Source organism: Paenibacillus sp. FSL K6-2862, assembly GCF_038005125.1.
GTDB classification, from domain to species: domain Bacteria; phylum Bacillota; class Bacilli; order Paenibacillales; family Paenibacillaceae; genus Paenibacillus; species Paenibacillus illinoisensis_A.
In genome coordinates this window covers 3,041,781-3,059,669 of the sequence record NZ_JBBOSN010000001.1, presented here as the reverse complement: position 1 = coordinate 3,059,669, position 17,889 = coordinate 3,041,781, and the positions used below count along the sequence as shown (strand labels likewise).

Sequence of the window (17,889 nt, the reverse complement as noted above, 5' to 3'; positions counted from 1 at the left end):
GAAACTTAAACGGTAAACCGGTAGCCCGCACCCCATACGGTTTCAATGTAATCCGGATTTTTGGGATTGGTCTCCAGCTTACCGCGCAGCTTGCGAATATGAACCGTAACTGTTGCTATGTCTCCACTGGAATCCATACCCCAGATCCGCTCGAACAGATCGGATTTGCTGAACACACGGTTCGGATGACTCGCCAAAAACACAAGTAGATCGAATTCCTTGGTTGTAATCGCGACCTCTTCCCCGTTCAAGAAAACGCGGCGCGATCCTTTATCGATATGAAGCCCGCGAATGTGAATCTCATCCTGCTCAACCGGTTTGCTCATGCCCAGCAGTCTCTCGTAGCGGGTTAAATGAGCCTTTGCTCTAGCAACCAGCTCACTTGGGCTGAACGGTTTTGTAATAAAATCATCGACCCCCAAATTAAAGGTTCTGATCTTATCGATCTCTTCTTTTTTGGCAGAGACGACAAGAATCGGTACTTCCTTCACCTCACGTATACGCCTGCAGCATTCGAATCCGTCAAGCCCTGGAAGCATCAGGTCAACAATGATCAAACTATAATCTCCCTCCAGAGCGAGCTTCAGGCCTTCCTCTCCGTTATGACAGAGCTCCACCGTAAATCCGTTAAGCTCAAAATAATCGCGCTCCAGTTCGGCAATGGTTGTTTCGTCCTCAATGATTAATATGCTTGTCACTTCCGCTACTCCCCCCTGTCCATGAGCCTTTTTAATTGAATATAAATCGTTGTACCTTCACCAGCCACACTGTCTGCCCAAATGCATCCTCCGTGTCCATCGATAATCTGACGGGCGATCGCAAGTCCTAGTCCGCTTCCTCCTGTCGAGGAATTGCGAGATTGCTCTGCACGATAAAAACGCTCGAAGATGTGAGGCAGCGCCTCTTCCGGTATTCCCTTGCCGTTATCCTTAAACGCCATCGTAATCCATTCGTTATCTGCTTGAAGTGTAATGCCGAATCGTTTGTGTTCATTCTCCATGTACTTCAGTGCATTATCGACTATATTGACGACAGTACGTTTTAGTTTGTCGAGATCTACTGAAGCTATTACTGGACCTGACGACTGGTTATCCCAATCGAGTGCGACCCCGTTATCCTCCAGATCGTATCTCAGCTCTTCAATGCTGTCTTCAAGGAAATCAACAAGGTCTATGACCTTGAACAGGAAAGGCTCCTGATTTAAATCCAGCTTGGAATAGAGGAACAACTCGTCCACCAACTTATCCATGCTGACTGCCTTCGAATGAATGATATTAACGTAGGTCTCCATTTTCTCCGGAGTGTTCGCCACGCCATCACGAATCCCCTCAATATAGCCTTTAATGTTGGTGATCGGTGTCCGGAGATCGTGCGAAATGTTGGAGATGAGCTCTTTGCGATTCGCTTCGTCCTGCTGCCTTAGTTCATTGGAACGCTGCAGTTGGTTCCGCATGCTCTCAAACGCTTCGCTGAGCTGACCTACCTCATCATTGGAATGAACCTGGAGCTTGAAGGAGAGATTCCCTTCCTTAATCTGCTCTGCGGAGTTCTTCAGCTGATTCAATGGTTTAATGAAGCTTCGAGTAATCCAGCGGAACAGCAGCAGATTTGCAATAATGAGCACCCCGATGAGCAGGAGTGACATCACGGGCAGCAGCTTACGGGTCAGTTCGGCAAAAGGACTCCGTTCACGAATGACGAAGATGCTTCCCCGTTCCCCGTCCGTATACTTAAAGTCAAATTTGGCATAGGCATAGAAGCGTTCACCAATATTAAACGTACTGCGTATCTGATAGTTGTTCAGATCATAGGCAGGCAGTGCCTGCTTCAGTTCAGGCTGGTTGAAGGTCAGCGATTCGAAGATCTGGCTGTTCTCGCGTCTGACATAGAGACCTGACTTCTCGGCTCGAAGTTTCATGTCATATTCACGCAGCAAATCTTTGTTTTGCAGCTCATCCGGTTCATTTTTGGCCATAAACTTCATCTCTTGAAAGATCGATTCTCCCTGTTCAGTCAGTGGGTTGATCTGATAATGCACCTTATAAATATCACGAAAACTCTGCAGATCTCCTGTTGCCGCAATCGTGTACAGACTTGCCGTAAGCAGGATAAACAGCAGACTTATCACGAGCATGCCCGTGAAGGATAGCAGCATCTTTATTCGAATGGACATGGGTTCCCCTTTATAAGCATGGTATAGGATTAGTTAGTGCACATGTTAACACAAGATGGATTCAATTGCCCAGATGCAAAAAAGCCAATATGGAACGCTCTCCATATCGGCTTTGATTTAATTCTATCATCCCATTATGCAGATTTAGCAGTCTTCCACGAATCTCATAACAACAACCTGTTACAAAAATATGTGTTCTCAGCTTTCATTACAGCATGGGAGATTACTGCGAAACTTCAATGCTCTTGATCACCTTGGCTGGATTCCCCCCAACAACCACGTTGTCCGGAACATCCTTGGTAACCACGGCTCCGGATGCAATGACTACATTATTGCCAATGGTGACTCCAGGATTAATGATCGCTCGTCCACCTACCCACACGTTATCTCCGATGGTTACCGGCTTACCGTATTCGGGCCCTTCATTTCTTTCCAACGGATCAATCGGGTGTGTCGCCGTATAAATATGAACACCTGGCCCAAACAAGCAGTGACTGCCGATTCTTACCTCACACACATCCAAGATGGTGCAATCGAAATTGGTGTAGAAGTGATCACCCACATGGATATTGTAGCCATAATCAAACCGGATGTTAGGCTCCATGCTTAAGTGCTCACCAGTTGATCCCAACAATTTTTTCAAGATATCTGTTCGAAGTTCCTCATCCGTTTCGGTACTCTGATTATACATACGAGTCATCCGTCTTGCGTACGCTCGATCACGCGTCAGTTCAGGGTCCCAAGCTTTATAGAGCTCTCCAGCGAGCATCTTCTGTCTTTCCGTTTTTGTATCCATATATCTAACATCCCTCTCCGTATTGTAATAGTTCACGTTACCTCCGTTTTTCCACAAGCTGCAGCGAATATGAGAGGCTTTCCAGAGTCATTGATATTAATCCAAACATATAATTCTCATCTGGGTCATTCAATAGTCTCATCTGAGGCATATGCATCTCTGGTATGTACTTCAAGCATTCATTCCGAATAATCTCTACATCCTCCGGCTGTACCAACGTGCCAGTCAATGCAAGGGTCTCGGGGTTCATTACGGCTATCAGACTTGATACTGAACGTGCAGCAAGTGTATGGAACGTATCTCGATTATGGAGTAACATGAATTGCTCATCATGGGAAAGGCCAAGTGGCAAAAAGGCGATCTCTCCGGCAAACTGGGTGTTCCCCCTGTGAATATGCCCATCAATCATGATTCCTGCACCAGGTAAGGAGCCTTCAATGAAGGTCGCGACAATAATAGACTCCTCATCTTCGTATTCCTGTTTCTGATATAGACCGTACACCGTCAGGTTCATGTCGTTCTCTACAATAACCTCGACCCCATGTCTTTCTCGGATGGAATCGGCCAGTGGAACATTGACCAGGTTAGGGATATCCGACACATTGATTATGCCTCGATGAACAGCACCTGGAACACCGATACCCACAGCTCGGATCTGCGGATGGTTATTGATGAGGCTATCCATAAGCTGAATGATGAAGCCTTCATTCATTTGATCCGTTTCCGTATTCAGTTCCCCTTTTTCCACAGTTTCCCCTGCCAGATTAACCACGCCATAAGTGATAGAGTGATGACTGATTCCTGCCTTCACGATGAGACACACGATGTAGGCATAGTTTTCGTTATACTTATAAATCTGAGCGGGCCTGCCCCCACTCGATTGCTCCATATCCAGTTCCACCAGTTCACCTGCATTCAACAGATCGATTAATATGCTGCGGCAGGTAGCGACACTTAACCCTGTTGCTTGTGCAACCATGGATTTGGTACCTTGTCTCATTGTCCTTAATGTTTGTCGCACCAATTCCTCATTCATTTTCTTCACTCGCATGGTGTTGTTCGTAATGGGTCCTTTTGTAATGCTTCTCACCTCTCACACTTATGAAAATACTTTCGTTAAGTATTAACATAATTGATTTTCACAACGCTGTCCACAAATTTCAGCAAGCTTAGTCTTAATAAAATGATTAAATTCCTTTTGAGCAAAATTACCCTTTGGGTAAAATTGCACAATGGGCAATGAATTGATATGATAGAACCATTCACAAATCCATTGAGGAACTGGAGGTGAGACTATTTGAAACAGAGTTTGCGAGCCATTAAAAAGGAAGCGACTGCAAGTGCCCTATCTGAAGCTGCATTCCAACTTGCATTAGAGCATGGAATGGACGGATTTGTGGTTGAGGATGTTGTGCAGCGTGCCGGATACTCGCGAAGAACGTTCGCCAATCATTTTTCCTGTAAGGAAGAAGCCGTGGTCATGGCTGGTGAACACTTTCACAGAATGGAGGAATACTTCGAAATGATCAGTCAGCTGCCTGAGGATACAACACCACTGGAGGTGATGTATCAGTTCATTAAGATGCAATTGACTGAAGAAGTCCTTCGTCGAATTTATCAGATTTTGGAACTTTCAAAGATCTATCCAAGCTTAATGCCTCATACGCTAACCCTGCTGAATCGCTTGCAAAACGGTGCTAAATTGATGTTAAGTGAACTATTCGGTGATCGTTACCCGGCGGGGTATAATCACTTTCTTGCTGGCGCTGTTTGTGCGGCAATTATCCCTATGCTGGATGGGAGTGTACACGTACAACTTCCTGGGCTTCCTTCAGGAGATAAGGAAGAATCTATTTCATTTGATGAATACATAGATTCTATGTTTACGTATTTGCGAGATGGATTTTAGAAGAGGCGAACATTAGAGATAGAAGGAGAGAAATCAATTCGATGTCAAAATTACTCTACAGGCTGGGGAAAACGGCTTACGATAAACCGTGGTATTTCATTATGGGTTGGATTTTGGTGCTCGGCATTGTAGGAACGGCACTTGGCATAAACGGAGTGCACGTTTCTTCAGACATCAAACTTGAAGGAACAGCATCCCAGAACGTCTTGGACAAATTGGAAAAGGAGCTTCCTCAAGCCTCTGGTGGTCAGGGCAGCGTAATATTTAATATCCCTGAAGGCGAGCGTTTGGATACGCCTGAGAATTTGGCAGCCATCAGTAAGGCAGTAAGTGAAGTTTACAAACTGGATTATGTTATTAACCCTGCTGAGCTCGCTGCTGCCAGTGGCGCCGATGCCTCAGCTATGCAGGAACAGGCCAGTCAGAGTGCTGCTGGAGCAGGCGAGCAAAGTGCGGATCCAAGCAACCTGCCTCCTTATGGACCACTCATGATTGAAGGAATGCCAGTACCTGGCGTGTTGATCTCAAACGCTGGAGATGTTGCGCTGTTCCAGTTCCAATTCACAGTGCAGCAAAACTCCCTGCCTAAAGGTGTCACGGATTCGGTTGTGAATGCAGTAAGCGAAGCCCAACAAGGTACAAATATCTCGGTTTTGCCAAGTGATTCCCTGAAAGAAGTGGGCATACCGATTGGAACCAACGAAATCTACGGATTGGTCATTGCGGCAATTGTGTTGTTCATGACACTAGGATCCGTAGTTGCCGCAGGTTTGCCGATTGTCATTGCCCTGTTTGGGGTTGCGGCTGGTGTTGGTGGAGCATTTGCTGTCTCCAACTTTGTCAGCATGACATCCTTTACGCCTGTACTCGCTCTCATGATCGGACTTGCCGTTGGTATTGACTATGCATTATTCATCGTCAATCGTCAGCGCAGACTGATTTTCGACCAGAATCTGAATGCACGCGAAGCGGCCAGCAGAGCTGTAGGAACAGCAGGAAGTGCCGTGTTCTTTGCTGGATTAACGGTGATCATTGCACTTTGTGGAATGCTGGTTATTGGTATCACCTTCCTGAGCATGATGGCTATCGTCGCATCGGTTACCGTACTGTTCAGCGTACTGATTGCCCTTACTCTTCTCCCTGCATTGCTGGGTCTACTGGGTGAGCGCATCTGCTCTCGTAAAGCAAGAGAGAAAAATCAGGCCAATGCACACAAAAAATCAAACGGGTTTGCTAATCGCTGGATCTCTGGTGTCGTTAAATTCCGCTGGCTTGTCATTGTAGCTGTTATTGTCGTTCTGGGTACGGCTGCAATCCCGGTAGCCAAAATGGAACTGGGCATGCCTTCTGGCGCAACTGCTAACCTGGATACGACTGCACGGCAAAGTTACGATGCCATTACGAAAGGTTTTGGTGAAGGATTTAACGGTCCTTTACTCATTGTTGCGGAACCTACGGACGCTTCTCAAACCGTATCATTACAAACATTGGGCGCCATCGCCCAGGATCTGCAACAATTTGAACATGTCTCTGTCGTCACACCAGCAGGTGTGAGTGAAGATGGAAAAATGGCTATTCTGAGTCTCATTCCAGATTCGGGTCCAACCGATGCCGCAACCAAACAGCTGGTTGAAGAATTGCGTTCTCCTGACTCTACCATTGCAACCAATCACAATATGAAGCTTGGCGTTACCGGACTTACAGCGGTCAATATTGATATGTCAGCCAAATTGGCTGAAGTCTTCCCGGTATATATCGGAATTATCGTTATTCTGTCTCTGGTTATCCTGCTTCTGGTCTTCCGCTCCATCCTGGTTCCAATCAAGGCAACGATTGGATTCCTGCTTAGTATTCTGGCTACATTCGGTCTGACCACTGCCGTATTCCAGTGGGGTTGGGCAAAAGCGTTGTTTGATTTTGACACGGGCGGTCCTCTGCTCAGTTTCATTCCAATCATGGTAACAGGAATTCTTTACGGTCTGGCTATGGATTATCAGGTCTTCCTTGTTTCTTCGATGAGAGAATCTTATGTACATGGTCATCGCGGGAATCAAAGTGTAATGAACGGCTATCAAATGGCCAGCCGTGTTGTGGTTGCAGCGGCGATTATCATGGTATCCGTGTTTGCAGGCTTTATTTTCACGCATGATATTATGATTAAACAGATTGGATTCGCCTTGGCCTTGGGCATTTTGATTGATGCATTCGTTGTTCGGATGGCGCTGGTTCCGGCAGTCATGTCTCTCTTCGGAGATAAAGCCTGGTGGCTGCCAAAATGGCTGGATCGCTCGCTTCCCAACCTCGATGTTGAAGGTGACAAGCTCATTGCTGAACTGAATGCAAAGGAAAAACAGTAAGATAATTAGGATCGGATTTCACCTGTCTGTTGTGACAAAACTGGACTCATTTCCTACGTTATAAACACATGATTTGTTGAATCTGTTAGCCCTTAACAAACCAAAATAAAGCACTTTCTTGGCCTCTACTTGTCCTATGACAATTAAAAAGCCTTGAGAGTGCTTTATTTATGCATTTTCGTGATCTACTAATACATATTTAGTCAATTCAATTCACTCGCTGATGCACTAGGTCTTTCTGAAAAGCCAGAACCCTGTCCCAGTCTCCACTAAATATCGGAATGCTGTAGTACCCTACTCTTTCATAAAGCGCTGCAGCTTCTGGCTGAAGTGGTCCTGTCTGAAGCTTCAGATTGGTATAACCAAATTCCGCGGCAAGGCGTTCGGCTTCCTCAAGTATGGCCTGAGCAACTCCTTTACGACGAAAACCGGGTCTGGTGTACATACGCTTAACCTCAACGGATTGATCATCCAGCGGCCTAATGGCTCCGCACCCTACCGGATGCCCATCCAGTCTGGCTACAATAAAAGCAGCACGTGGCGTTTCGACGTCCGATGGTTGAAAGCCTGCGGTTCCATCCCCACCGTATAACAAGCCCAGCTCACTGCTTAATTCCCGGATCAACTGTACTGAATCTTCACTGCGTACGTCCTCAGCAGCCGCTTGTACAACCAACGACATATGCCAAACCCCCTTTACTCTATTGGTTTTATTGGTATTACGGATGTGTATAAAATAACACCTGTTGATCCCAGCGTCAATCATTCCATCGATAGATCTTTTGTATAAGTAAAAAATTATTTCAACCATACAAAAACAGCAATAATTACTACGATAACCACGCCTGTACCGATCCATCCCAAACTGCTTGCCAGTTCTCCCAGATTACCGAATTGTGCACGATCCAATCCATTCTTGAACGTACCCCCAGCATGATCACGCTGCTCTTCTCGTTGTAGTCGCTCTCTCATCTTCTCGGGAGTTTCTTGATCTTTATTCATCATTTCCCCTCCAATGGTTCAGATCGATGACTTCTCTCATCAGAGTCAGTGTTTGTGTATGCATTTAGGCAATCATACCATATGGAGTAAACTTCCAATTCTTTTTCCACCAATCTCCGCTCTTCTGATATAGTCTCAGGCTATAGCTAGATATAATTTAATGGAATTACGTTATAACTTCATAACTGTGATAACTTTTCTGTAACACATTTGAAGAGGGGTTATGAAGATGACTAAAAGCAGTGTATTGGGTTACCCACGAATTGGCCCTGATCGGGAATGGAAAAAAGCACTCGAAGCCTTCTGGTCGGGCAAACTGGATGAACCCACGTTTCACACCCGTTTACAGGAGATTCGGTTAGACCATTTGCGCAAGCTGCATGATCAAGGAATCGATCTCATTCCAGTCAACGACTTCAGTTATTATGATCACATTCTTGATACGGCCGTGATGTTCGGTATTGTTCCCAAACGATTTACATATGACGGCGGAGCCGTTCCTCTGTCCGTGTATTACGGCATTGCACGAGGTACCAAGGATGCTGCAGCCAGCGAAATGACGAAATGGTTCAACACCAACTATCACTACATCGTCCCGGAGCTGAATGATGTAACTCCGGCACTTACCGAAAATAAACCTCTTATCGCTTACCGCGAAGCCAAAGAGAAGCTCGGGATTGAAGGCAAGCCGGTGATCGTCGGACCCTTAACCTTCCTGAAGCTCTCCAAAGGTTACGACAAATCCGAGACGGAAGCCTGGCTGGAACGTTTGCTTCCACTCTACACGCAGGTGCTTAGGGAACTTGCAGAAGAAGGTGTACAGTGGGTGCAGATTGACGAACCTGTTCTGGTTACCGAATTAAGTAAGGATGACCTACAGCTTCTGCAAAACATCTATACGACGTTTGCAGCCGCAGTCCCTAACTTGAACATTCTATTGCAGACTTACTTTGAATCTGTGGAGAATTATAGCGACATTATTACCCTTCCGGTACAGGGAATTGGACTGGATTTTGTACAAGGGCTCTCGGGCAATCTGCAATCCATTAAGACAAATGGCTTCCCGGCTGACAAGATTTTGGGTGCAGGCATTATTGATGGTCGCGGAATCTGGAAGGCTTCACTTCAAGAGAAACTGTCCCTGCTTGATGTACTGATTGAACAGGTCGCACCTGATCGTATCATTGTGCAATCGTCCTGCAGTTTGCTGCATGTGCCTGTTACAACAGAACGCGAGTCGAACCTCGACCCTGTGCTGAAGAGCTCGCTCGCCTTTGCAGATGAGAAGCTGAAGGAAATTGCTCTTCTGACAAAAGCATGCACATCAAGACATGCCGACATTCTGGAGGCGATTGATAAAGCAGATGAGGTGCTTCTGCCTCTTAAGCAGTCACAAGAACGTAATCGCATTGACGTGCAGCAAGCTGTTGCAGCACTCCGATTACAAGAGCCTGCGCGTTCGCTCCCGTTCGCTAAACGTCATATTGCCCAGCAGGAAAAATGGAAGCTGCCTCTTTTTCCGACAACCACGATCGGCAGTTTCCCTCAATCTGCAGAGGTACGCAAGACCCGGCAACTATGGCGCAAGAGTGAGTTGAGCAACGAGCAATATGCCCAGTTTATTCGGGAGCAAATTGATGCCTGGATTCAAATTCAGGAAGAGATCGGATTGGATGTCCTCGTGCACGGGGAGTTTGAGCGTACAGATATGGTGGAATTCTTCGGTGAGAAACTCGCAGGATTTGCCTTCACTCAGTATGGCTGGGTTCAATCCTATGGTTCCCGGTGTGTAAAACCACCGATCATTTTCGGTGACGTTGCGTTTGTTCAGGCAATGACGGTTGAAGAAACCAAGTACGCTCAGTCACAGACCCAGCGACCTGTAAAAGGGATGCTGACCGGACCGATAACCATTATGAACTGGTCCTTTGTCCGGGATGATATACCGCGCGAGCACATTGCTTATCAGCTGGCCTATGCGCTCAGACAGGAAGTGGAAGCTCTTGAGCAGGCGGGTATTGGCATGATCCAAGTGGATGAACCTGCTGTTCGTGAAGGCCTTCCACTTAAGCAAAATGAGCAAGCCGATTATCTGGCCTGGGCGGTCAAAGCTTTCCGCATCTCCACATGTACGGTACAAGAAACAACGCAAATTCATACCCATATGTGTTACTGTGAATTCCATGACATGATCGATTCTATTGAAGCCATGGATGCTGATGTCATCTCCATAGAAACATCACGAAGTCACGGCGAGCTGATTCACAGCTTTGAATTAAATACTTACAAGCTCGGCATAGGCCTGGGTGTGTACGATATCCATAGTCCTCGGATCCCGAGCGTGGAAGAAATGACAACCATGATTGAACGCGCCCTGCGTGTGCTGGATCCCAAGCTCTTCTGGATTAATCCCGATTGCGGCCTGAAAACCCGTGGACGTGAAGAAACGGTTGCTTCCTTGCGTAACATGGTTCAGGCGACCCAAATCGCTCGTGAACAACATCATTCCATCAAAGCGGTGTAAATTTAAAAAGCAGGACGCCCCTCCTTCTCATGGGGTGCCCTGCTCTTTTTCATTTCTTGATTTTTTCTAAAGTTATCAGTTCAGTTAACCTTAACCCTGTAAGAAATCAATCAATGCTGCATTAAATTGTTCAGGATGGGTCGCATTAAATCCATGTGGTCCACCTTCTACAACCACCAGACGGCTACCAGGGATCGATTCATGAGTTCGTTGTCCACTCACTTCCAAAGGCACGATGGCATCGGAATCACCATGGATAACCAGTGTCGGAATATTAAATTTCTCCAGATCCTGACGGAAATCGGTAAGAGCAAAGGCAGCGATACAATCCAATGTTCCTTTAGGGGAAGCCAGAGCTGCAATATCCCGGTTATAGATGCGGAACGGTTCGCTCACAAGGTCCGTACGGTCCCCTGCGGCGAAAAAGTTAGTTGTGAAGCCTTCCAGGAATGCAAGACGATCCCCTTTTACGCCTTTTTGGAATTCTGCAATCGTTGCATCATCCAATCCACCTTGAGGGTTGTCTTCAGTTATATAGAGATAAGGAGGAACTGCTCCCGCAAATACAGCTTTGGAAACACGTTCGGTTCCGTAAGTTCCGACATAGCGAGCTACCTCGCCGCCTCCCATGGAGAACCCTACCAGTGTAACATCGCGCAGATCAAGCTGCAGAATCAATTTATGTAAATCCGAAGCAAAGGTATCATAGTCATAACCATCCCAAGGTTGGGAAGACTGACCAAAGCCACGACGGTCATACGTTATAACACGGTAGCCTGCTTCGATCAGGGCAGGTACTTGCTTCTCCCAGGATCGTCCGCTCAATGGCCATCCATGAATAAGGATGATGGGTTTTCCCGCGCCATGATCTTCATAATACAGTTCAATTGGTTGTGCATTCTCTTCGCCTACATTTACTTTAGCCAAGGAAAATCCCTCCGTTAGTTATTATATTTTTGTTTGTTACTATTTAAATGTTACATATGCAAACGTTGATTGTCAATCGTACCCAAGAATTAGATGGAGTATGCCATTTGAACTGAATGCAGCGGAAAACCTTCGAAATGCCACCCTGTCATTCCAGCAAAAAAGCCGCCTGCTAGGCGACTTATCATGCAAACACATTTCATTTCTGTGCGTATATATTGCTCGTCATATTTAATGAGCGTTAGTGGTTGCTGCGCCAGGTGCTGGTGCTCTATGCAAAGCCACACGTGCACAGGTTATTCCCCATGTAACCAGTGCAATCAAAATAAGGTTAATCACGATTGAAGTCACTGGTGCTCCGCTATAGATGAGTCGGACGTATCCCCGAACCGCGTTGGATGCAGGCAGGAAATCCCCGATGTGACGATAGAATGGTGCAAGCATTTCGGTTGCGATAATGTTGCCTGCAGTCATGAGCTGGAAAGGAATCATCGCTACGTTAAACAGTGCGCCCAATCCACCAAATAATACAAATGACATTTGAGTCAGGCATACGCAGGCAATGTATACGAGAATATGGAATCCCCACATTTCCCAGAAGGAAGCGACAGGTGTGACAAACAACATGGCTACAGTCGTTATAATGAGAGGTGCTACGATGCACACCATCAATAGCAGAAGCTGTCTGGCCCAGAAAATTTTCCATCGATCGTACTTGTGGCTAAGGATCATGGTTGACAGATTCAATTGAATATTCATGGTCATCACTGCGATATATGTGATAAAACCAAGGATCATGGGCAGCATACTTAGTGCAAAATTGGTGATGTTGTTAGACTTCACCACATTTGTCGTGACCACTTCTTTTTGAACGATTCCTGATAGCTGAGCACCTACGCTGGTAGATATACCTTCAGCCGAACCCTCCAATATGGATCGGGAAACTTCCGATGCTGCCTGATTGACATAATACGTTAATTGCCCTTCCCCTTTGTCCAGGTTCGCAGCGAACTGGGCAGGAATACTTACGATCATACCAATATCCCCATCATTCATGTCTTGCTCAGCTTCCTCAAGAGAGGCATAGTTTGCTGTTTTGAAAGGGACTGTTTCCTGAATGATCTTTTCTATTTTCTGTCCATTTGCTCCATCCGAGTTAATAATACCTATTTTAAGTTGGTCCAATCGTTCAGTTGCTCCGTTGTAACCCGTTAACCAGACAATGGTGAATATCAGCGGAACGACCAAAGCAAAGACCAACCCGATCTTGGTTTGTAGAATCTTCAAAAAATCTTTTAATACTGAAAAAACAGACATGAATTTCTCTCCTTCTTGGAAAAGCTCCAGATGCAAATTAATAGGCTAACATATAATAGGCCATGCATGTATCTCTGCAAAAAAAGTCAGCTGACGAATCAGCTGGAGATTCCTTCATAAATTTTGTTGAGCAGTACGGCAAGTTGTTCTGCCCCTTCCGGGGTAATTAATTCCCTTAATGACTGATCCATATCATTCATCAGAGGAACTACCTGTAAATAAAGCTCTTTCCCTTCCTCGGAAAGCCGCAGCAGGATGGCTCGTCGATCAACAGGATCGGTGCTTCGAATAATAAGATTCTTGTGCTCCAAGCGCTCCAATGTCTTGCCGACACTCGTTTGATCTTTACCGTGAAGTTCGGATAACTTCTTCTGTGTAATGCCTTCGTTCTGATACAGTTGTTCGAGCATCCCATATTGTTCAGGTGTTATGCCGTAATCCTGCAGTAGATGGGTAACTCTTTTTTTGTGGACAAAGTATGTTCTGGATAATAACAATCCAATGGGATCTTTCTCTTGATGAGTTGACATCAGGTTAAGCCCTCCCTGAAATACTAGCATAGCCTATTAATATTCTTTAAGAAGAATATCCCTAATTTGAATCTTTGTCAATCTAATGTTTCTGATCCGTACGTTCTCTCGGTTAAAATGGAAAAGCCGCCATGAAGGCGGCTCCGCTGTTCTTTGGTTGAACAGAGTGAAGACATTTTACTCAAAGCGATACGTCCAGAATGCTTCTCTGCCGAATCTGCGCTGAATTTCTTCGTCATCCAATTTCCGGTTGCCGACAAGCTCCGCAGCCTGAAATTGCGAACGGTGAGCCTGAATGGCTCCCATTTTTTGCTCCAGATATCCCCTTACATCAACATGTACATCTGGCTTTCCGATGGCCTGCTCATGGTTTTTGGAGAAGGCTACACAATATACGACGGGTCTCTCTTCTGCCGGCAGCCGGGAAATAGTCCGTATTACTGCAGCACCCGTAGCATCATGATCGGGATGCACGCTATAACCTGGATAAAAGGTAAATACGATGGTTGGTTTGAGTTCCTCTATCAAATCCATGATGCGGCTATCAAGCAGATGTGCATCCTCGAATTCGATCATCTTGTCGTGAAAACCAAGCATTCTCAAGTCTTGAATACCAATCGCCTGAGCAGACTCTTCGAGCTCCACCTTGCGGATGGCAGGCAGAGTGACCCTGTTCGCAAATGGCGGAATGCCCATATTGCGTCCCATCTCGCCTAAAGTCAGGCAAGCATACGTAACGTATGCACCGCCATCAATATATTTTGCGAGCGTTCCGGCAACGGAAAAAGCCTCGTCGTCAGGATGGGGATATATCACCAAAATTCGTTCATTTTCGTATGATTTATTGTTCATGCTGTTTCGATCCTCCGCTTCCATCAGAAACTCTCCCGACTAAGTTGAAAGGCCACAACCAATTTCCCCTGGCTGTCGTGACCCGCCAAAATCAGCCGATCCTTTTCATTTTCATCAATATGGGTAAGGCCTTCCGCATAAACCCAACCCGTCGTCGTTTTTAAACCAACCCGGTATGGGTTGGTGCCTGAAATAGATCCCTGTGTGTATCGAATGGCCGCATTGGAAATAAAAGCCGAGGCAGGGTGACGAGTACTATCATAGTGATTGGCGTACGCACCTGTCGTCATTTCGAGGTGTAAGTATAGATCCTGATCAATGAAACCATTGAGCCGGGCTTGGACATCTTGAGGTTGTATAAGTTGCATAGTGATCTCCTTATGTGGTCTAAAAGATAAATACTTCATTCATTTTACCATATGTTCATGGAGAAATAACAATTCGTAATCAACTGACCGCTTACAATACATCGGTGAGCACTACTATGTCCTCTAAATGAGCCTCTAAGTTATAGGTTTATTGCATTCCTTATGCTGTATACGTATCGAATTCCGCTGTAAAGGTAATTGTGGTCCCGCGCACAGTCGGATCTTCCGCTTCAATAGCAATTTCACCATTCATGAACTGTACAATTCGATGACATATCGCTAATCCGAGACCTGTACCTTCCGTCCGGCGAGTAACACTGTTATCCACTCGGTGAAATGGAATAAACAATTGACTCCGTTTATCCTGAGGAATTCCGATTCCTGTATCCCTGACCGTAAATTGAAGCCGGACCTTTCCAGCATCTGTGGAGAGCCGTCTGGCTTCCAAGGAAATGTCACCTTCACCCGTAAATTTCACTGCGTTTCCCAGCAAATTTAGAATCACCTGTCTGAATCTTCCATCATCCCCGATCAGAATCTCTGGAATATCCGGATCAATGGAAACGTTGGCTTGCAGTTTCTTATTCAGAATTCCAACCCTAAGAATATCCAGCGTATCCGTTACGGCTTCTCTGATACTAAAGGCTTCCTTCAGGAGCTGTTCATGATTTGAATCCAATTTGCTATAATCCAGAATATCATTGACGATACGCAGCAGAGACTTCCCGCTTCTTTGCAGTGTGGCCACATATTCCTTCTGCTTATCGGTAAGATCGGTTGAAGCCAGCAGATCCGTGATTCCCATCACGCCATTCATCGGGGTACGAATCTCGTGATTCATGGTGGTAATAAACTCGCTCTTCACCTGGTTGGCCATTTCCATGGCTTCCTTCTCGATTAAGAGATGCTTCTGTTCGTTCAGCAATCTTCTCTGTACTGAAAGTGAAGGGAATATGACCTCTTCCGAAGGCAGGTGACTATATAAGGGTGATTTTACAAATTCCACGTCAGTCATTATGTACTCATGCTCTCTCATCATCTTAAGCTGCAATGACGAAGAAATGGCGGATGCGTTATATGCGCATACAGATACCATCCCGTATTCACAGACTACACCGCAAGTCTGTCGCTCATAATTGATCAAATTCCCCTGAATTTTTTCTTCGCTATGTTCCCCCCACGTCATTACATTGGCCCACGTACGAATGGACATGTTATTCTCTTGTACCATCCCCATTACCTGATGAAAATGAGTGAGAATATGCTGAAAACTAAAATCCCCTCGTGATCCGTAATAATCCACGTTGTTAGCATAATGAAGATACTGAAGCTGGTCACCAGAGATAACATCGTTGAGCTTGTTATAAATATCAAGATATGTGTCTGCTTCTTCTATCAATAAGATGTGATGACCTTGGTCTATACCCGTTAGAATATAGGATACCGCATTATCAACATAACGATCGAAATCCTCGAACAAATAAATGATATGGCCTCCGTCCGTGACACTGGTCAACGAATTTAACGGTACTGCTTGTTTGTTCATATAAGGACTCCTCGGATTTTGCTTTTATTTTCTACTATAAAGGATATAAATTTATACGTCACATTTATTATGGAAAAAATACGAAACTGTCGACGTAATCGAAAAAAAGCCGCCATATCGGCGACTTGTATCGTAATCAATCCTGGAATCTATTTTACTTATGGACCATTATTCGTCTTTCAGTGATATAACTTGGATTATCCTCCAAACTCGCTCTTCATTTTGATTAGTTTCTCTAAATGAGGCTTGATGGCTCTCTGAGTAAAATCCTTAATCTGCTCTTTGGTTGAAAATTCTCCCCATTCGATAGCGTAAATAGCCTTTTCCTTAAACTCTTGCAGCGTATCGTCCAGAGCTCTCAGCTCTTTGGCCATGGAATGGAGCATTTCTTTTGTTTCCTGAGGAATCTGTTTGGGTTTATCTTTCCAATAGTTGTAGCTAATCTGGTACATTGTCATAAACACACCTGCTTGCGAAGCAAGGATATACATATCCTCCTGCTTCTTCGAGGTCATAACCGTGTGATTAACCATGAATTGAGGATTGATGTCATTTACATAACTATCACTAAACTGAATAAGAGTTCCAAGATAGTAATCAGCTTCGTCTGCTTGGCTCTTGGCCAGTTCGATGAGTTTCTGCACCTTAGCAGGATCTTCCTCGTCGGTTACTTTGCTGATTTTCTCAAGTGTTTCTGCCAAGGGGATATAGGAATGCCCTTCTCTCAAAAGCGTCAAAAAGCCAATATCATTCTTGGTTTGGTACAGTTTTTTCAAATTTTCCGTCTGTTCCCTCGCCGCATGGAGTTGATAGTTGTAGAACCCAATAATAATTAAAATAAGGACTGCGAATATCCAGATCAACTTGGAATTTTTCTTAATCAAATCATCATCTGCCGTTTCTAGAGATATTACAAGCCAAAATATGAATGCAAAAATTGGCACGTCTGAGAATTGTAGCATACCACGAGTTAATCTACTACTGGAGATTATTTCTATATAATTTCAGATAGATGTACTTTTTTTCTATCCAGATTCCTGGTTCAACTAAAGATCATACCCGTCATCGTAAAAATGATATTCATATAGATGTGCATCAGAATGGAAGCAATGATTCCCTTAGATCGAATGGCGACTCCCCCCATAAAGAACCCACCGATTGAAAAGGCAATGCATACCCAAATGGAGAAACCCAAGTCATAATGGGACATCCCAAAAAGCAGACTTGTAACGATTAATCCATAAACGCTACCAGACCATTTTATATATTGGCTAAGTGCGACGCCCCTCCATACCCACTCCTCTAAAATGGAGTTTACGAGAGAGAATATCAGTCCATAATACAACAGCAGCCTGAATTCGTTATGATTTAAACCACTTGCATAGGAATAGATAAAATAACTTGTTCCGATCACCATTACAACTGCAAAAATGCCAAGAAATCTCCACACCGGGTCTTCTTTTCCTCGCCATATCAAGGGAAAAGAAATGCTTGCCCGGAAGTTTCCTACTCGTAGAACTTCAGCAGAAAAAATGCTGCGCACATTAATCATAAGGAAAGGAACTATGTAAGCAATCACACTAAATCT

General features: G+C 45.1%; 17 protein-coding genes. 3 read left to right on the top strand and 14 right to left on the bottom strand.

Annotated elements, in window-relative coordinates:
• Positions 1-5: 5 nt before the first annotated feature.
• The 4 genes from MHB82_RS13980 to MHB82_RS13965 all read right to left on the bottom strand — a co-directional run bounded on the left by MHB82_RS13980 (position 6) and on the right by MHB82_RS13965 (position 4,059).
• Complete coding sequence (locus MHB82_RS13980; protein ID WP_095287261.1) at positions 6-698, bottom strand: response regulator transcription factor; 693 nt, start codon at positions 696-698, stop codon at positions 6-8.
• 5 nt (positions 699-703) lie between these two features.
• A complete protein-coding gene (locus MHB82_RS13975) occupies positions 704-2,173 on the bottom strand; it encodes a sensor histidine kinase (RefSeq protein ID WP_341174975.1) in 1,470 nt (489 codons plus the stop codon).
• A 223-nt stretch (positions 2,174-2,396) separates the two neighbouring features.
• Positions 2,397-2,969, bottom strand: a complete 573-nt coding sequence (locus MHB82_RS13970) for a sugar O-acetyltransferase (RefSeq protein WP_110822257.1) — start codon at positions 2,967-2,969, stop codon at positions 2,397-2,399.
• A 37-nt stretch (positions 2,970-3,006) separates the two neighbouring features.
• Positions 3,007-4,059, bottom strand: coding sequence for an ROK family transcriptional regulator (locus MHB82_RS13965; protein WP_341174974.1), 1,053 nt, complete (start codon positions 4,057-4,059; stop codon positions 3,007-3,009).
• A 207-nt stretch (positions 4,060-4,266) separates the two neighbouring features.
• On the opposite strand from MHB82_RS13965, the gene MHB82_RS13960 reads away from it, so the two are divergent.
• Entirely contained in the window at positions 4,267-4,878 is a 612-nt protein-coding gene (locus MHB82_RS13960) for a TetR/AcrR family transcriptional regulator (protein WP_249280998.1), read from the top strand.
• 41 nt (positions 4,879-4,919) lie between these two features.
• A complete protein-coding gene (locus MHB82_RS13955; protein ID WP_341174973.1) occupies positions 4,920-7,235 on the top strand; it encodes an MMPL family transporter in 2,316 nt (771 codons plus the stop codon).
• A gap of 208 nt (positions 7,236-7,443) precedes the next feature.
• Here the strand turns inward: MHB82_RS13955 and MHB82_RS13950 are convergent, their stop codons facing one another.
• Together MHB82_RS13950 and MHB82_RS13945 are read right to left on the bottom strand one after the other, a co-directional pair.
• The gene (locus MHB82_RS13950; RefSeq protein ID WP_341174972.1) at positions 7,444-7,917 is read right to left on the bottom strand and encodes a GNAT family N-acetyltransferase; all 474 of its coding nucleotides are present in this window, start codon (positions 7,915-7,917) and stop codon (positions 7,444-7,446) included.
• A gap of 116 nt (positions 7,918-8,033) precedes the next feature.
• On the bottom strand, positions 8,034-8,237 hold the full coding sequence (locus tag MHB82_RS13945) for a DUF6366 family protein (protein WP_095358184.1): 204 nt from the start codon (positions 8,235-8,237) through the stop codon (positions 8,034-8,036).
• A 229-nt stretch (positions 8,238-8,466) separates the two neighbouring features.
• Here MHB82_RS13945 and metE point away from each other — a divergent pair, with 229 nt between their 5' ends.
• The gene (gene metE / locus MHB82_RS13940) at positions 8,467-10,761 is read left to right on the top strand and encodes a 5-methyltetrahydropteroyltriglutamate--homocysteine S-methyltransferase (protein ID WP_341174971.1); all 2,295 of its coding nucleotides are present in this window, start codon (positions 8,467-8,469) and stop codon (positions 10,759-10,761) included.
• A 90-nt stretch (positions 10,762-10,851) separates the two neighbouring features.
• Here metE and MHB82_RS13935 read toward each other — a convergent pair whose 3' ends face one another.
• The 8 genes from MHB82_RS13935 to MHB82_RS13900 form a co-directional block, all read right to left on the bottom strand.
• Positions 10,852-11,688 (bottom strand): alpha/beta fold hydrolase, encoded by an 837-nt coding sequence (locus MHB82_RS13935; RefSeq protein WP_095358186.1) that lies wholly within the window; start codon positions 11,686-11,688, stop codon positions 10,852-10,854.
• Positions 11,689-11,919: 231 nt separating this feature from the next.
• Positions 11,920-13,005 carry a YhgE/Pip domain-containing protein gene (locus MHB82_RS13930; RefSeq protein WP_341174970.1) on the bottom strand — a complete coding sequence of 362 codons (1,086 nt, stop codon included), beginning with the start codon at positions 13,003-13,005 and terminating at the stop codon, positions 11,920-11,922.
• Positions 13,006-13,103: 98 nt separating this feature from the next.
• Entirely contained in the window at positions 13,104-13,535 is a 432-nt protein-coding gene (locus tag MHB82_RS13925; RefSeq protein WP_341174969.1) for a MarR family winged helix-turn-helix transcriptional regulator, read from the bottom strand.
• 177 nt (positions 13,536-13,712) lie between these two features.
• Positions 13,713-14,387 carry a bacillithiol biosynthesis deacetylase BshB2 gene (bshB2, locus tag MHB82_RS13920; RefSeq protein ID WP_110822675.1) on the bottom strand — a complete coding sequence of 225 codons (675 nt, stop codon included), beginning with the start codon at positions 14,385-14,387 and terminating at the stop codon, positions 13,713-13,715.
• Between the two features lie 23 nt (positions 14,388-14,410).
• The gene (locus tag MHB82_RS13915) at positions 14,411-14,755 is read right to left on the bottom strand and encodes a YojF family protein (protein ID WP_095287272.1); all 345 of its coding nucleotides are present in this window, start codon (positions 14,753-14,755) and stop codon (positions 14,411-14,413) included.
• A gap of 160 nt (positions 14,756-14,915) precedes the next feature.
• Positions 14,916-16,301 (bottom strand): ATP-binding protein, encoded by a 1,386-nt coding sequence (locus MHB82_RS13910; RefSeq protein WP_341174968.1) that lies wholly within the window; start codon positions 16,299-16,301, stop codon positions 14,916-14,918.
• Positions 16,302-16,498: 197 nt separating this feature from the next.
• Positions 16,499-17,185 (bottom strand): hypothetical protein, encoded by a 687-nt coding sequence (locus tag MHB82_RS13905; protein ID WP_341174967.1) that lies wholly within the window; start codon positions 17,183-17,185, stop codon positions 16,499-16,501.
• A 158-nt stretch (positions 17,186-17,343) separates the two neighbouring features.
• On the bottom strand, positions 17,344-17,778 hold the full coding sequence (locus tag MHB82_RS13900) for a CPBP family intramembrane glutamic endopeptidase (protein ID WP_181429954.1): 435 nt from the start codon (positions 17,776-17,778) through the stop codon (positions 17,344-17,346).
• Positions 17,779-17,889: the final 111 nt, after the last annotated feature.

Excerpts from the sequence above, each read along its gene's own strand:
- MHB82_RS13975 (WP_341174975.1), bottom strand. The coding sequence starts at position 2,173 with ATGTCCATTCGAATAAAGATGCTGCTATCCTTCACGGGCATGCTCGTG.
- MHB82_RS13970 (WP_110822257.1), bottom strand. The coding sequence starts at position 2,969 with ATGGATACAAAAACGGAAAGACAGAAGATGCTCGCTGGAGAGCTCTAT.
- MHB82_RS13955 (WP_341174973.1), top strand. The coding sequence starts at position 4,920 with ATGTCAAAATTACTCTACAGGCTGGGGAAAACGGCTTACGATAAACCG.
- MHB82_RS13950 (WP_341174972.1), bottom strand. The coding sequence starts at position 7,917 with ATGTCGTTGGTTGTACAAGCGGCTGCTGAGGACGTACGCAGTGAAGAT.
- MHB82_RS13945 (WP_095358184.1), bottom strand. The coding sequence starts at position 8,237 with ATGAATAAAGATCAAGAAACTCCCGAGAAGATGAGAGAGCGACTACAA.
- metE (WP_341174971.1), top strand. The coding sequence starts at position 8,467 with ATGACTAAAAGCAGTGTATTGGGTTACCCACGAATTGGCCCTGATCGG.
- MHB82_RS13930 (WP_341174970.1), bottom strand. The coding sequence starts at position 13,005 with ATGTCTGTTTTTTCAGTATTAAAAGATTTTTTGAAGATTCTACAAACC.
- MHB82_RS13925 (WP_341174969.1), bottom strand. The coding sequence starts at position 13,535 with ATGTCAACTCATCAAGAGAAAGATCCCATTGGATTGTTATTATCCAGA.
- bshB2 (WP_110822675.1), bottom strand. The coding sequence starts at position 14,387 with ATGAACAATAAATCATACGAAAATGAACGAATTTTGGTGATATATCCC.
- MHB82_RS13915 (WP_095287272.1), bottom strand. The coding sequence starts at position 14,755 with ATGCAACTTATACAACCTCAAGATGTCCAAGCCCGGCTCAATGGTTTC.
- MHB82_RS13910 (WP_341174968.1), bottom strand. The coding sequence starts at position 16,301 with ATGAACAAACAAGCAGTACCGTTAAATTCGTTGACCAGTGTCACGGAC.